Origin of the sequence: Aeromonas dhakensis (genome assembly GCF_002285935.1) — a bacterium.
Taxonomy (GTDB): Bacteria; Pseudomonadota; Gammaproteobacteria; order Enterobacterales; family Aeromonadaceae; genus Aeromonas; species Aeromonas dhakensis.
The window spans coordinates 3,360,080-3,373,023 of sequence record NZ_CP023141.1; the positions used below are offsets into that span (position 1 = coordinate 3,360,080).

The 12,944-nt window shown below is 60.9% G+C and carries 13 protein-coding genes; 4 read left to right on the forward strand and 9 right to left on the reverse strand.

The window, feature by feature from the left end:
* Positions 1 to 225 precede the first annotated feature (225 nt).
* Complete coding sequence (locus CK627_RS15605; protein ID WP_095592811.1) at positions 226 to 1,047, forward strand: substrate-binding periplasmic protein; 822 nt, start codon at positions 226 to 228, stop codon at positions 1,045 to 1,047.
* A gap of 87 nt (positions 1,048 to 1,134) precedes the next feature.
* Here CK627_RS15605 and aroC read toward each other — a convergent pair whose 3' ends face one another.
* The gene (gene aroC / locus CK627_RS15610; protein WP_010634057.1) at positions 1,135 to 2,223 is read right to left on the reverse strand and encodes a chorismate synthase; all 1,089 of its coding nucleotides are present in this window, start codon (positions 2,221 to 2,223) and stop codon (positions 1,135 to 1,137) included.
* Positions 2,224 to 2,235: 12 nt separating this feature from the next.
* The gene (prmB, locus tag CK627_RS15615) at positions 2,236 to 3,171 is read right to left on the reverse strand and encodes a 50S ribosomal protein L3 N(5)-glutamine methyltransferase (RefSeq protein ID WP_005300587.1); all 936 of its coding nucleotides are present in this window, start codon (positions 3,169 to 3,171) and stop codon (positions 2,236 to 2,238) included.
* A gap of 65 nt (positions 3,172 to 3,236) precedes the next feature.
* Here prmB and smrB point away from each other — a divergent pair, with 65 nt between their 5' ends.
* Positions 3,237 to 3,761, forward strand: coding sequence for an endonuclease SmrB (gene smrB, locus CK627_RS15620; protein ID WP_095592812.1), 525 nt, complete (start codon positions 3,237 to 3,239; stop codon positions 3,759 to 3,761).
* Between the two features lie 112 nt (positions 3,762 to 3,873).
* Here the strand turns inward: smrB and CK627_RS15625 are convergent, their stop codons facing one another.
* The gene (locus tag CK627_RS15625; protein ID WP_095592813.1) at positions 3,874 to 4,284 is read right to left on the reverse strand and encodes an SRPBCC family protein; all 411 of its coding nucleotides are present in this window, start codon (positions 4,282 to 4,284) and stop codon (positions 3,874 to 3,876) included.
* A gap of 212 nt (positions 4,285 to 4,496) precedes the next feature.
* On the opposite strand from CK627_RS15625, the gene CK627_RS15630 reads away from it, so the two are divergent.
* The gene (locus CK627_RS15630; protein ID WP_005300576.1) at positions 4,497 to 5,792 is read left to right on the forward strand and encodes a sensor domain-containing diguanylate cyclase; all 1,296 of its coding nucleotides are present in this window, start codon (positions 4,497 to 4,499) and stop codon (positions 5,790 to 5,792) included.
* A 47-nt stretch (positions 5,793 to 5,839) separates the two neighbouring features.
* Here CK627_RS15630 and CK627_RS15635 read toward each other — a convergent pair whose 3' ends face one another.
* The 5 genes from CK627_RS15635 to CK627_RS15655 all read right to left on the reverse strand — a co-directional run bounded on the left by CK627_RS15635 (position 5,840) and on the right by CK627_RS15655 (position 10,626).
* Positions 5,840 to 6,469 carry a histidine phosphatase family protein gene (locus CK627_RS15635; RefSeq protein ID WP_095592814.1) on the reverse strand — a complete coding sequence of 210 codons (630 nt, stop codon included), beginning with the start codon at positions 6,467 to 6,469 and terminating at the stop codon, positions 5,840 to 5,842.
* Positions 6,470 to 6,519: 50 nt separating this feature from the next.
* Entirely contained in the window at positions 6,520 to 6,918 is a 399-nt protein-coding gene (locus CK627_RS15640; RefSeq protein ID WP_095592815.1) for a GFA family protein, read from the reverse strand.
* Between the two features lie 136 nt (positions 6,919 to 7,054).
* On the reverse strand, positions 7,055 to 7,183 hold the full coding sequence (locus CK627_RS15645) for a glyoxalase (RefSeq protein WP_095592816.1): 129 nt from the start codon (positions 7,181 to 7,183) through the stop codon (positions 7,055 to 7,057).
* A 448-nt stretch (positions 7,184 to 7,631) separates the two neighbouring features.
* Entirely contained in the window at positions 7,632 to 9,080 is a 1,449-nt protein-coding gene (locus CK627_RS15650; RefSeq protein ID WP_095592817.1) for a chitinase, read from the reverse strand.
* 316 nt (positions 9,081 to 9,396) lie between these two features.
* Entirely contained in the window at positions 9,397 to 10,626 is a 1,230-nt protein-coding gene (locus CK627_RS15655) for a methyltransferase (protein ID WP_095592818.1), read from the reverse strand.
* Positions 10,627 to 10,863: 237 nt separating this feature from the next.
* Here CK627_RS15655 and CK627_RS15660 point away from each other — a divergent pair, with 237 nt between their 5' ends.
* Positions 10,864 to 11,442 carry a PhnA domain-containing protein gene (locus tag CK627_RS15660; protein ID WP_167385366.1) on the forward strand — a complete coding sequence of 193 codons (579 nt, stop codon included), beginning with the start codon at positions 10,864 to 10,866 and terminating at the stop codon, positions 11,440 to 11,442.
* A 389-nt stretch (positions 11,443 to 11,831) separates the two neighbouring features.
* Here CK627_RS15660 and CK627_RS15670 read toward each other — a convergent pair whose 3' ends face one another.
* The gene (locus CK627_RS15670; RefSeq protein ID WP_095593520.1) at positions 11,832 to 12,833 is read right to left on the reverse strand and encodes a Wadjet anti-phage system protein JetD domain-containing protein; all 1,002 of its coding nucleotides are present in this window, start codon (positions 12,831 to 12,833) and stop codon (positions 11,832 to 11,834) included.
* Positions 12,834 to 12,944 lie beyond the last annotated feature (111 nt).

A 12,944-nucleotide genomic window follows, 5' to 3' on the forward strand; every position in this document is an offset into this window, starting at 1 on the left:
ATTTCCCCGGGGAGCAGAGCAAAGGGGAAAGAATAGGGGCGCAGTCTAACGGAGTTATTGAGGAGAAACGAGAAAAATGTGATGTTCCTCCCAGCATGTTTGCCAAAAGCCGGTCACCGTCCCGCCGAGAAAAGCCGTTCAAGAACTCATTCGAATCAGGCTATGCTTGATGCCAGGCCACGGCGACGCCGCCGCGGCGATCCTGCAACAAGGAGGTTCAGGTTCATGCGTGTTCATTTTCTGCCTGCCGGCCGCTACTGGCTGCTTCTGCTGATGCTTGCCCTCACTCTGCCGCTGCAGGCCAACACCAGGTTGTCCGTCGCCTGGGGTCACTGGCCTCCGTTCAGCTACATCAATGCCCAGGGGACGCTGGATGGGCTGGACGTGAGCCTGACCCGCCAGATCCTGGCCCAGGCGGGGCTCACGCCCCGCTTTCGCAACCTGCCCTGGGCCCGGGCCCTGCATCTTATAGAGCAGCAGCAACTCGATCTCGCCATGGGGGCGCTCGATACGCCGGAGCGACGCGCCTTTGCCCGCTTCTCGGCCCCCTATCGGCGCAGCACCTTCGTGCTGCTGAGCAGCGATCCCATTCCGGGCCAGCGCGAGCCCTGGCAGGATGTGCAGAGCCTGCAGGGGCTCTGCCAGCAAAGCCAGCTGCGCCTTGGCAAGCTGCGCGGCACCCGGCCGACCCAGCTGATGGCATCCTGCCCGGCCTTGAAACAGGCGAGTGAATACAACAGCGACGATCGGTTGATCGATCTGCTGCTGGCCCGCCGCCTCGACGGCATCATCGTCGAGTGGCAATACGCCCGTTATCGGTTTCAGCAGCTGGGGGCCGACGGTTTTATCCACTGCCAGCTGCTGCTCCACCACCAGCCGGTCAGCCTGATGTTTGCCAACAGCGCCATCGATGACGACACCCTGGCCCGGGTCGATGCGGCGATCGCCAACCTGCCGCCGGCAAGCGGCAACCCCACCCCGCCCACCTGCCGGCTCGACAACCCGGCGGCCGACACGTCCCCCGGCCCAATCGCCAAGAGGGGATGAATGGCCATCAAAAAGGCGACCCTGAGGTCGCCTTTTCATTGTGCCTGTAAGTGTGCCACCCGTTCAGCCGAGTGCTGAACAGGCCGATCAGCGCAGCTGCGGGGTATGCGTCAGCACACCCTGGTTCTGGGCACGGTGGCGCAGCAGGTGATCCATCAACACCAGGGCCAGCATCGCCTCGGCGATGGGCACGGCGCGAATGCCGACGCAAGGATCGTGGCGACCCTTGGTGATCATCTCGATGGCCTCGCCTTCGGTATTGATCGTTTTGCCCGGCACCGTGATGCTGGAGGTGGGTTTGAGCGCCATGCTCACCACGATATCCTGACCCGACGAGATGCCGCCCAGAATGCCGCCCGCATGGTTGCTGGCAAAGCCGGCCGGGGTCATCTCGTCGCGATGCTCGGAGCCCTTCTGCTCCACCACCGCAAACCCGTCACCGATCTCCACCCCTTTCACCGCATTGATGCCCATCATGGCGTGGGCAATATCGGCGTCGAGGCGATCGAACACCGGCTCCCCCAGGCCCACCGGCACATTGCTGGCGATGACCTGCACCTTGGCACCGATGCTGTTGCCTTCTTTCTTCAGGTCGCGCATGTATTGGTCGAGCGCTTCCAGCTTGCCCGCATCGGGGAAGAAGAAGGGATTCTGCTCGATCTGCGCGGCGTCGAAGGCTTCGGCCTTGATGGGGCCGAGCTGGGAGAGAAAGCCGGTGATCTCGATGCCGTGCACCTGTTTCAGGTACTTCTTGGCAATGGCCCCCGCCGCCACCCGCATGGCGGTTTCACGGGCGGAGGAGCGACCGCCGCCGCGATAGTCGCGCTGGCCGTACTTCTGGTGATAGGTGTAATCGGCGTGGCCCGGACGGAACAAGTCCTTGATGTCGGAGTAGTCCTTGGAGCGCTGATCGGTGTTCTCGATCAAGAGACCGATGGAGGTGCCTGTGGTCTTGCCCTCGAACACCCCGGAGAGGATCTTCACCTCGTCCGGCTCGCGGCGCGGCGTGGTGTAGCGGGAGGTGCCGGGCTTGCGCCGGTCCAGATCCCCCTGCAGATCCGCCTCGCTTATCTCAAGCCCCGGCGGGCAGCCGTCGACCACGGCGCCCAGCGCCAGGCCGTGGCTCTCGCCGAAGGTGGTAACCCGAAAGAGTTGGCCGAAACTGTTCCCTGCCATGCTTGCTCCTGCTTAGCTCTTGTAAATCGCGAAATGGTCCTGGTACTGCACCAGCTCGGCACGGGTCATCACGAACACGCCGTGACCACCGTTCTCGAACTCCACCCAGGTGAAGGGCACGTCAGGGAACTGGGCTTCCAGATGGATCATGCTGTTGCCCACCTCGACCACCAGCACGCCATCGTCTTTCAGGAAATCGGCGGCATTGGCCAGCAGGCGCTTGGTGAGCTTGAGGCCGTCGGAGCCGGAGGCCAGTGCCAGCTCGGGTTCGTGGCGAAACTCGTCCGGCAGATCCGACATGTCTTCGGAATCCACGTAGGGCGGGTTGGAGACGATGAGATCGTACTTGTCGCCGACCGGCAGATCGCGGAACAGATCGGAGCGGATCGGAATGACCTGCTGCTCCAGTCCGTGATCGTTGATGTTGCGCTCGGCCACGTTGAGGGCGTCGACGCTGATGTCGATGGCATCCACTTCGGCTTCCGGGAACTCGTGGGCCATGATGATGGCGATGCAGCCGGAGCCGGTGCACAAGTCCATGATCCGGGTCGGTTCATCTTTCAGGAAGGGGGCGAAGCGGTTGGCCACCATCTCGGCGATAGGGGAGCGGGGAATGAGCACCCGCTCGTCCACGTAGAACTCCCAACCGGCATACCAGGCCTTGTTGGTCAGGTAGGGGGCGGGAATGCGCTCCTGCACACGGCGGATGATGAGCTCGGCGATGCGGTGCCGTTCGCTGGTGGTCAGGCGGGAGTGGCGCATGGCCGGATCCACGTCCGGCGGCAGATGTAGCGCGGGCAGTACCAGCTGCACGGCCTCATCCCAGGCGTTGTCGGTACCATGTCCGTAGAAGATCCCGGCGTCGTTGAAACGACTCATGGCCCAGCGCAACATGTCCTGGATGGTGTGCATCTCGGCAACCACCTCATCGATAAATATCTTGTCCAAATCCACCTCCAAGTCGAGTAATATCCGGCCCGAGAATTCTATACAGCGAGCAAGACGAGTACCTGATGAAAAAAACGCCCTCACCGACAGACGAGGAAACCCTGCTGTTCCGCGATGCGATAAAAGGTACCCGGAAAATCAAGCAAGATACCATAAGGGCCGAGTTACGCTCGGTCAAGCAGAAACGCGAAATGCGTGAGAGCCGCGAATCCCTTGGGGTTGACCACTATTTCAGCGATGAATACCAGCCCCATCTGGAAGAGGATGGACCGACCCGTTACGTGCGCGACGATGTGTCAAAATTCGAGCTGAAAAAGCTCAAACGCGGCAGCTATCCGCCGGAGATCTACCTGGACCTGCACGGCATGAACCAGCAGCAGGCCAAACAGGAGCTGGCGGCCCTGCTGACTCTCTGCCAAAAAGAGAACATTCACGTCGCCTCGGTGATGCACGGCATCGGCAAACATATCCTCAAGCAGCGCATTCCAAGCTGGCTGGCCCAGCATCCCAATGTGCAGGCGTTCCATCAGGCTCCCCGCGAATGGGGCGGTGACAGCGCCATCCTGGTGCTGCTGGATATCGAAGAGTAACGCCTTCGCGCCACCCGCCGGCAACGCCAGCGGTATGAGCCCCGCAATCAAGACTCAATAAAAAACCACCGACGTCTGGCGGTGGTTTTTTATTGGTACTGGCACCTCTCCCCTAGCCTGCCGCCTCCACGTAGCGCTTGAAGTTGTCGAGGATCCCCTGCCAGCCCGCCTGCTGCTGGGCCAGGGTGTGGCTCGACTCGGCATCGAAGGTCTCCTGCACCCGGGTGCCGCCCGCCTCGCTCGCAAACTGCACATCCACCTCGCGCCCGTCATCCATCAAGAACGAGAGGCGAGTCGGCGCCTCCACCCGGGTAAAGGTGCCGGTGAAATCAAAACCGGCGCTGCCATCCTTGGCGGCCATGTGATGGCAAAAGCGCCCACCCACCACCAGATCGACCCGGCTGCTGGTGGTGTGCCAGTCGCTGGAGGCCGCGTTCCACCTGGCGATGCAGTCTGGATCGTTCCAGGCCCACCAGACCGCCTCTATCTCCTGCTCGATATGTGCCTCGATGCTGATCTTCATCTCGCCCTCCCTGCTTCGTTGCGCTGACCAGACCGCTGCGCCGGATCCGGTGCCGTTTGTAGATGCCCGCAAGTAAAGCCCAATCCGGGCCGACCGGCCAGTTTGCCAGAGCGGACGCTCTGTGACCGGCCCCCTGCCCGGCTCCCGCCAACCGGGCATCAAAGCGGCCGCACTATACTGAATATCAATATGTTATTCGCCATGGAGGTTGCATGTTTACACAGGGTTCCCACGCCGATATCAAGTCCTCTCTCGATGCCATCGGTGCCGCCGTCGCGGTGTTTTCTCTCGACAAGGACGATCGCTTTACTCTCATCTCCGCCAACGACACCTTTGCCCAGGCCTTCGAGCTGGATGTGCTGGGTTGCATCGGCAAGCGCCTGGGCGAGATGTTTCCCCGCTACATCACCGGCAGCATAGAGCAGCCGATGCACGAGTGTGTGAGCCAGCAGACCGGGCTCGAGAGCGAGCTGCCCATCGACACCCTGTCGCGCACCAGCTGGTGGCGCTTTGTCATCTCCCCCATCATTCCCGAGCAGTCCCGCATCACCCGTATCATGGTCACCGCCATCGACATCACCGCCAAAAAGCAGCTGGAAGAGGCGCTCAAGATGAGCCGCAAGCGCTTCGAGGCGGTGGTCAACTCCGCCTATGACGGCATCATCAGCGTCAGCAGCGAGTCGCGCATCGAACTTATCAACACCGCCGCCTGCGAGATGTTCGGGGTAGACGAAAGCTACCTCGGCAAGCGGCTGGAAACCCTGCTGCCCCAGCGCTTTCGGGCCAACCACGACGGCTATTTCAAGGCGTTCAGCAACTCTCCCATCAACTCGCGCCCCATGCACGCCCGCGCCTCCGTGATGGGGCTGCGCCGCGACGGCAGCGAATTTCCGCTGGAAGTGACCATCGCCAAGATCAACCTGGGTCAGACCACCGAGATGACCGCCATCCTGCGGGACATCTCGGAGCGGGCCAAGCTGGTGGAGGAGCTCAAGGTGGCGGCCACCACGGATCCCCTCACCGGGATCGCCAACCGACGCCGCTTCGATGAACTGGTCAAGCTGGAGATGCAGCGCTGCCAGCGTTTCAGTCACACCATGAGCCTGCTGCTGATCGACATCGATCACTTCAAGCAGATCAACGACACCTATGGCCATCAACAGGGCGATCAGGCCATCTTGAGCCTGGTCAAGCGGGTTGCCAAACAGCTGCGGGAGGTGGACATGCTGGGCCGCTGGGGCGGCGAGGAGTTCATCGTGCTGCTGCCGGAAACCTCGCTGGAGCTGGCCTGGGCCAGTGCGGAGCGGATCCGCCTCGCCGTCGAGTCGCAGCTGCATCAGCTGGGCGCAGGCACCGAGGTGCCGCTCACCATCAGCATCGGCATCAGTGCCAGTCTGGGCCCGCAGGATACGGTGGAACGCATGGTGCGCCGGGCCGATACCGCCCTCTATCTGGCCAAGAAACAGGGGCGCAACTGCTCAAGGAAGGCGCTGCCAGATTCCCCCTGATAGGCGATGCCAAGCCTGATAGACAATCATCAGGCCTGGCGCCTTCCTCAATTCAAGGTAGCGAGACCATGTTCACTGCCCGGCCGGGCAAAGAGACGCAGCGGCCCGCCAGCGTCGTCACATGCCAGCGACACCTCCAGCAGGGCTCCGTTGGCCAGCTGCCACTCGAAGAAGTCGTCAAATCCCGCCACGGTCAGCGCCCGGATCACCTTGGCCACCACGCCGTGCGCCACCAGCAACACCCGCTCCTGATGGCAACTCTGCACTAGTTCCGCCAGTCCCTGCCCGGCCCGGGCAATGACTTCGTCCAGCGATTCGCCGCCAGGTGGCGCCTCGTCCCAGCGCCGGGTGATATTGCGTGCCCACAGCGCAGGGTAACGCGCCCGAGCCTCTTGCTGGGTCAGCCCCTCGAACACCCCGACATGGCGCTCGCGAAACGCGGGGGCAAGGATTACCGGCAACGCCAATTCACTCGCCACCAGGGCCGCGCTCTGCCGTGCCCGCAGCAAGGGGGAGCTCAGCAGCCGCTGAAACGGGGCCTGCGCCAAGGCCAGCGCCCTTGCCTGGGCGCTGATCTGGGCCACCCCAGTGTCGCTCAGACCGATATCCAGCGCCCCCTGATAGCGCCCCTCGGCATTGGCCTGAGTTTGCCCGTGGCGCATCACTACCAATTGCATGGTCTGTTCCTTTCATTGCGGCCGATGCTTACGCTACCTCGCCCCCATGCTCACGGCTTGGGTGCAAACTGCTCGAACACCTGCTGACCAGTCAGGGTAGGTGTCTCGTTTTTCAGCTCGTAAAAATCGGGCTTTTCATCGATGAAGATCTGGCTCGCCAGCTGGAAAGATTCGTTTTGAAACAGATCGGCCGGCACTATGTATTCATCCGTCGGCAACAGGTGATAGAAAAGGTGGGTGCCGCAGGTGGGACAAAATCCTCGCTCCGCCCACTCCGAGGAGCGATAGGCCACCGGGGTGAGCCCGCTAAAGTGCACCTCCTTGCCACAGTGCACCGCAAACAGCGGGCCGCCCGACCAGCGCCGACAGGTGCTGCAGTGACACACCCCCACCTCCTGCTGATCGCCGGCCGAGACCTCAATCCCACCACACAAACAATGTCCCTTCATCACTGCTCCTTGCATCTTGTTGTCGCTTGTCGTCGCTGACCTGATCGCGTCATTGCAGCCACTGCCGGATCAGATGAGTACCATGTTGCGCCCTCGTCGGCCACTGTCCCCATCACAAAACCGGCTGCGAGATGACTCACAAAGCCGGCGGCCAGCGCACCTGCAATGCAATCCGGTTGCCTTCCGGGCCCTGAAATTTGGCCGCCTTGATGCCCTCCCCGACCTCTGTCACCGGGATTTCAACATGCACGGCAATATTGAACATGGGGTTGCTCCCTGATGTTTACGCATTTGCGCGGTGATGCCTTATGACGGGATAGTGGCCAATTCTTTTAACTCTTGCATGTCGTCGCCCGATAAAATATCGGCTGGGTGAGGTATGCCTGATGGATAAAACAAGGGCCAGTTCAATAAGGCAACACATCATCAATACCCAGCTGAATAAAATTCAGCTAACAGCCCCCAAGATAAAAAATGAGTCAGTCCGATATAGATGACTGACTTCCTGCATCAGCATCAGTGGCTATCGGTTATTGTCCCCCTCATTGGGCCCTCATATAAGTGATAGGGGCCGGAGTATCGCCCTCTCTTGCCAAATTAAATGCAAGCTCAATTTTTCCATGTTGGATATGGAACAAGGGGGACAATATGTCCCCCGAATGGGCTGTAAAAATGTATCAACCGCCTAGCGAATTGATACTGGCCGCTTTGCTTTAATTCGCCGGCACCAGCACCCAGGGATCCCCCTTGCCCGGTTCATTGCCCTGGGTCCACCACTTGGCCTGATAGATGGCCCCCTTATAGCTCACCTGATTGCCCGCGGTATAGACCTTGCTGGCACTCCAGGCAGGTACATCGCCCACCGGGGGATCGGTCGGGTCAACCGGCGCAGGATCCAGCTTGGCCACCACCCGCACCTTGGGCCAGTTGGCGTGGGAGCCGTAGAAGTTGGTCACGCACTTCTCGTAATCTCCTGGCACCAGCGCCGAGTAGGCGGTCTGGAACCCCACCAGCTCACACTCGAACGAGTAGCCGCCGGGCCGATCCGGGTAATATTTCCAGTTGCCGTCCCAGTTGGTGTAGAGCACGTCGGTGGCGCCGTTGAGGTTGAGGCTGCCATAGGGAGTCTGCTGCCAGCAGGTGTTCTTCTCGTCGGCCTTGAGCGGGATCTCGTAATGCTTGGCCAGCCCTTCCCAGTAGCGGATGCGGTTGACCGGCTGACCCTTGTCCTTGTTCTGCTCGCCGCACTCGATGCCGCCGTTGATGACGTTGATGGTGGTGCCAAAGCCGTAGCCGATGCCTGCGGCGATCTCGCGCTGGGAGGGTACCCAGGTGCGGTCAATCACGTGCAGCATGGCGGGCTTGGGGGCCTGCGGAGTCAGGAAGAACCAGATGGCGGAGGCGAGGTTGAGCCAGGAGTCCGCCACCAGCCCGGGGTTGTTCAGCAGCACGGACGCATCGCCGTCAAACATCGCCTCGGAGAAGGCGCCGTAGTTGAAATGGTAAGAGAGCTGCTTGGCGCCGCGACCGAAATAACCCTGCCCTGTGCTGCAGGGCCACTTTTTGTTCTGCCAGTCGTTCTGGCCGCAGCCGGTGGTGTAGCCGGTCTGCCCCTCCGACCAGCCCATCTCGCGCACGTGCACCAGGGCCTGTTGCCACTCCTCCAGGGCCAGCGGGTTGTCGGAGATATTCTCCTTGGCCATGTGGCCACCGGTCTCCTGGGCAAAATGGGCAAAGGCGGTGATGATCGATTTTTTGCAGATAGCATCGGCATCACGGCCATCGGTATATTCACCGCAAAAAGCCGGGAATTTCCCGACCGCCCGCAAGAAGCGCTCATAGGTATATTCCGGCGCCGCCATCTGGGTTAAATAATCCCAGTCCGATTCGGTGAATACCCGCTCGACCCGTTTGACGTTATCCGGGTTGCTCGCTGCCCTTGGCTTGATGGCATCGACAATGGTATTGGAACGGGTCGCCAACGCCTTTGCCCAAATTCCGTACATGGGATTGGCCGTCTTGGATTTTTCAACCGCCGCCAGATCCGGCGCGGCAATCACATATCCACCAGCATTTTGTGGGTCAGGTTGAATATTCATGGCATGACTTGGCAATGCGCAGGCAGCCGCAACCAGCCAGGCACAATGTGTAGGCTTGAACATAACAGACAGTCCTTATGTCAGAATAACGTCGGGATAAGAGTCGCCTCGAGAGTAATATTATCAGCCACTAAATTCACGATGAAAATTAAGAATATTATCGGAACTGTGAGCCAATTCACCCTGCCGGCAGGCCGCCATAAAATGCATTGTGAACCGATGTTTTGACGCGGCGGCCGGACATATGTAAATAAACCGAAGAAAAATGAAAAAAGAGCGATAAAGCCGCTCTTTCAACGAAACAAACGCCCCAATCGGCGACCTTGAAGGGTAAACAGCAAGCCGCTGCAACAGACCCCGCACCGACGGGGCCCGCCGCTTATCTTTCTGGCGTGCGCACCGCGCGGATCAGGATATTGCGGGGGGTCATGGGCTTGTCGCAAAACTCCCCCACCTCCACCCGGTAGCCCTGCTCCTGCAGGAAGAGGGCGCGATCCAACACCAGCCAGAGCTCCAGCGGACGGCGAAACAGGTGACGCACCAGCTCCATGCGGGCGGCATCGCCATAACGCGCCTCCCCCTTTGCCAGAAACCCGGCGTAGTCGAGGCCGGCTGGCAACAGCAGCCCCTTTCGTTCGGCGGCCCAGCCACAGAAATCCTCGAAGGTACCGGTCAGCAGGCTCTTTTGCATGTTGGGCACCGGCAGGTACTCATCCACCCCGCGCACCTGGCGCTGCAGGCAGTCAAAGGCCAGCCGCCAGGCCACCTCCTGCTCGCGCAGGCGAGCGATGCGGGCGCCGCCGGTGACCGTCTCCTGCAGCGGCAACTTCAGGTCGCTCTTGGCAAGCTGCAGCGCACTGGCCTTGGCCGGGCCGGAGAGCGGGCGGTAGTGGCTGGTGCGGATCAGGTGATAACAGCAGGGGGAGAGGGTCACCCCCTCGGCACCGCGCGCCGCCACCTGTTCAATCAGATGGGTGTGCAGCTCGCCACAGGCGTGCAGCGCCATGGCGTGATGGGCCGGTGCAATCAGCTGGGCGGTTTCATCGGCGAAGGCATCGGCACAAACAAATGCCATCCGGGCGCCGTCACGGGCGGCCAGCTGGCGCCCCTCTTCGCACAGGGGCGCCTGCAGCTCCAGGCTCAGCACCTCGGCCTGACGGTGCAGGGAGACCAGCCGCCCCAGGTGGCCCTTGCCTGCACACCATTCCAGATAGGGGCCGCGATGGGCGGGCAGGCAGGCGGTGAAGGCTTCAATCTGGGCCTGCTTGCGCCCCGGCATGTACATCGCCATGGTCCGCTCGCACGGGATGGGGTCGCCCGTCAGGGTCGGCAACGCACTCAGGGCATGCAGCGCTGAACCCTGCGGGATCCAGGGGGCCAGCAGCTCGCACAGGGCGGGCGTGTCGCCATCGAGCAGCTCAATCTCGGCCAGCGACAGAGTATTGAGCCGCTCGGCCAGTGCCGGCGCCGTCTTGGCAAAGGCGAGGTCAAGGTGATGATAGGGTTGATATTGCCACCAGTGCCGGGCTTCGCTCAGCAGTCGATCCAGTTGTTGAAAACGTTGAGCCAGCACGCGCGCCCCTGTTCTGCCGTCAAAATGGAGGCTCATTCTAGCGATCCCGCGCCAAAAAGCACTCTCATCCATGCTGCGCCGGCGTGGTTGTGCCACTATCCCCCAGCTTCAGCACGGGCAAAGAGAGTCCCTTAGGTCCATTCCTCCGGCCCGCCATAGCCCTGCGGCGGGGCTTAGCCTGACAAAGAGCGGGGTTTTGTGGTATATTCCGCCCCTTCATTATCTTGGCCTGCCCAGCGCGGGCCATTTTACCAACGTGAATGGAACCAAAACATGACCATCAATGCCATCCTGCAAGCGCGCGCGGGCGCCAAGTGTGAACTGTGCGGTGCCGAGCAGGCGCTGACTGCCTTCGCGGTCCCCCACTCTCCGGCCAGCGATGATGATCACCGCGTTGCCCTGTGCGACACCTGCCGTGGCCAGCTGGAGCAGCCAGAAACCACAGTGGTCAACCACTGGCGTTGCCTGGGCGACAGCATGTGGAGCCAGGTACCTGCGGTACAGGTCATGGCGTGGCGCCAGCTGAAAAGCCTCTCCGCCCAGGGCGAGGTGTGGGCCCAGGACATGCTGGACATGATGTACATGGAAGACGAGACCAAGGCCTGGGCCGAAGCCGGCCTGGCCAGCGAGGATGACGACAGCGTACCGACCGTCGACTCCAACGGCGCCGTACTGGTCGAAGGTGACTCGGTGACCCTGATCAAGGATCTGGACGTCAAGGGAGCGGGTTTCACCGCCAAGCGCGGCACCCTGGTGAAGGGCATCCGCCTCACCAACAACCCGCTGCACATCGAAGGCAAGGTCAACGGCGTGCAGATCGTGCTGGTCGCCGCCTACCTGAAAAAGGCCTGATCACCCTCACGCACCGATACAAGAGCGCCCCGCGGGGCGCTTTTTTTATGGCCGCCGATTGCCCTGTAGCGACCCTGTTCAGGCTTCGTAGCGTCGCAGCACAAGGCCCTACGCCGGCATGCTGCCTGCCGTTATTTTGAGCGAAAGGTTGGTGTCATCAGCAACCCTGTGGCACTCTGGTGTTTCATGGACTGACCTACCCCCGACACCGCGAGTGTCATCATTGCAAAAGGAGCACGCCAGATGGCCAAAGTCAGCAAGAAAGAGATCAAGAAGAAGATCGCCACCCGCCTCGAGAAAATTGCCAAGCACGAGAGCAAGATCAAGAAGCTGAAGAAAGCCCTGAAATAAGGGCCGGCAAATAAAAAAACCGCCTGATGGCGGTTTTTTTATTTGCTGCCTTGCTCGCAAAACACCTCGAGTTGCCATGACTGCCAACCCCCGGCCAGCACCAATACTTCTTGCTCCAACCACAATCCGTTTGAGACTAGATGCGTCATGGCCTCTGCCAGCAGTCTGTCCTCCCCGCCGCTCACGGGTACTACCCCCCAGGGGATCTTGCCTCTGCTGATCGGTTGCCCTTCCAGGCGGCGGATCAAAGGACAAGCATAGTGATGAACATAGGCCATCAAGGTGTCTGGCAACCAGAGCGCCAACGGACGACGGAGGGCATGGGCCAGCTCGGTAGCAATATCCAATCCCCGCTGATCCAGATCACCAAAATGGGCCCAAGGCACAACCGCCGGTAGTAGCGGGATCACTTGCCGCGCCAGTCTGGTATTGCGGCCAGGCACATAAAGCAACAACTCCCCTGCTTGCAACGGGTAATCCACGAAGGCCCCCTTGTTCTCCACCGTGACTATCTGCTGTCCTTGCCACTCGATGCCCTGCAACTTGCAAAGACAACGCTCCGGCAAGACCAGCTCTCCCAATAGCGCCAACTGTGCCGTCATATCATGGCGCTGGCCGCTCTTATCAATGAGTAGCAATGGGCTCATGGTACGCAGCCGGACCACCTCATCCTGTGTCAAGGTTATGTCGATAGCATCATTATCTGGACCTATCCCGCTCTTGCTGTCCCCGTGCCAAAGGGCATGAAAACTGGCCAGGTTAAGGCGCGCAGGCAGGTTAGCCCCGAGAGCCCGTATGGTGTCACGCCTGTTTGGCATCACTGGTGCCACCTGTGCCAACTGTGCTGCTAGATAAGCTCGCCCAGCATCAGTCAGCACATAACGAGCCCCTCGCCCCACCGGCTTGACTCCGCCCACAGCCTGCAAGAGATCTCGCAATCCGCGGCCATGCTTGCTATCGAGTGAATACCCCTTCTCATCGCTGCCCTCCAGCAAGCGGGCACAGAGATCCTGTACCCTGCGCTCATCAAACAGTGACATCTTCGCCTCCCCATTTCGGTGCCATATGGAAAAGAAGTAGAGTGGATTTTGCTGCCCGCTGCCGTGACCTGACTCGCACCAAGGAAAGGTCACGCTCGTAGCCTTTAGGCG

Coding starts and splice junctions, on each gene's coding strand:
- smrB (WP_095592812.1), top strand. CDS start 3,237: ATGAAAAAAACGCCCTCACCGACAGACGAGGAAACCCTGCTGTTCCGC.
- CK627_RS15630 (WP_005300576.1), top strand. CDS start 4,497: ATGTTTACACAGGGTTCCCACGCCGATATCAAGTCCTCTCTCGATGCC.
- CK627_RS15605 (WP_095592811.1), top strand. CDS start 226: ATGCGTGTTCATTTTCTGCCTGCCGGCCGCTACTGGCTGCTTCTGCTG.
- CK627_RS15625 (WP_095592813.1), bottom strand. CDS start 4,284: ATGAAGATCAGCATCGAGGCACATATCGAGCAGGAGATAGAGGCGGTC.
- CK627_RS15650 (WP_095592817.1), bottom strand. CDS start 9,080: ATGTTCAAGCCTACACATTGTGCCTGGCTGGTTGCGGCTGCCTGCGCA.
- CK627_RS15635 (WP_095592814.1), bottom strand. CDS start 6,469: ATGCAATTGGTAGTGATGCGCCACGGGCAAACTCAGGCCAATGCCGAG.
- CK627_RS15655 (WP_095592818.1), bottom strand. CDS start 10,626: ATGAGCCTCCATTTTGACGGCAGAACAGGGGCGCGCGTGCTGGCTCAA.
- CK627_RS15640 (WP_095592815.1), bottom strand. CDS start 6,918: ATGAAGGGACATTGTTTGTGTGGTGGGATTGAGGTCTCGGCCGGCGAT.
- CK627_RS15670 (WP_095593520.1), bottom strand. CDS start 12,833: ATGTCACTGTTTGATGAGCGCAGGGTACAGGATCTCTGTGCCCGCTTG.
- CK627_RS15660 (WP_167385366.1), top strand. CDS start 10,864: ATGACCATCAATGCCATCCTGCAAGCGCGCGCGGGCGCCAAGTGTGAA.
- CK627_RS15645 (WP_095592816.1), bottom strand. CDS start 7,183: ATGTTCAATATTGCCGTGCATGTTGAAATCCCGGTGACAGAGGTCGGG.
- aroC (WP_010634057.1), bottom strand. CDS start 2,223: ATGGCAGGGAACAGTTTCGGCCAACTCTTTCGGGTTACCACCTTCGGC.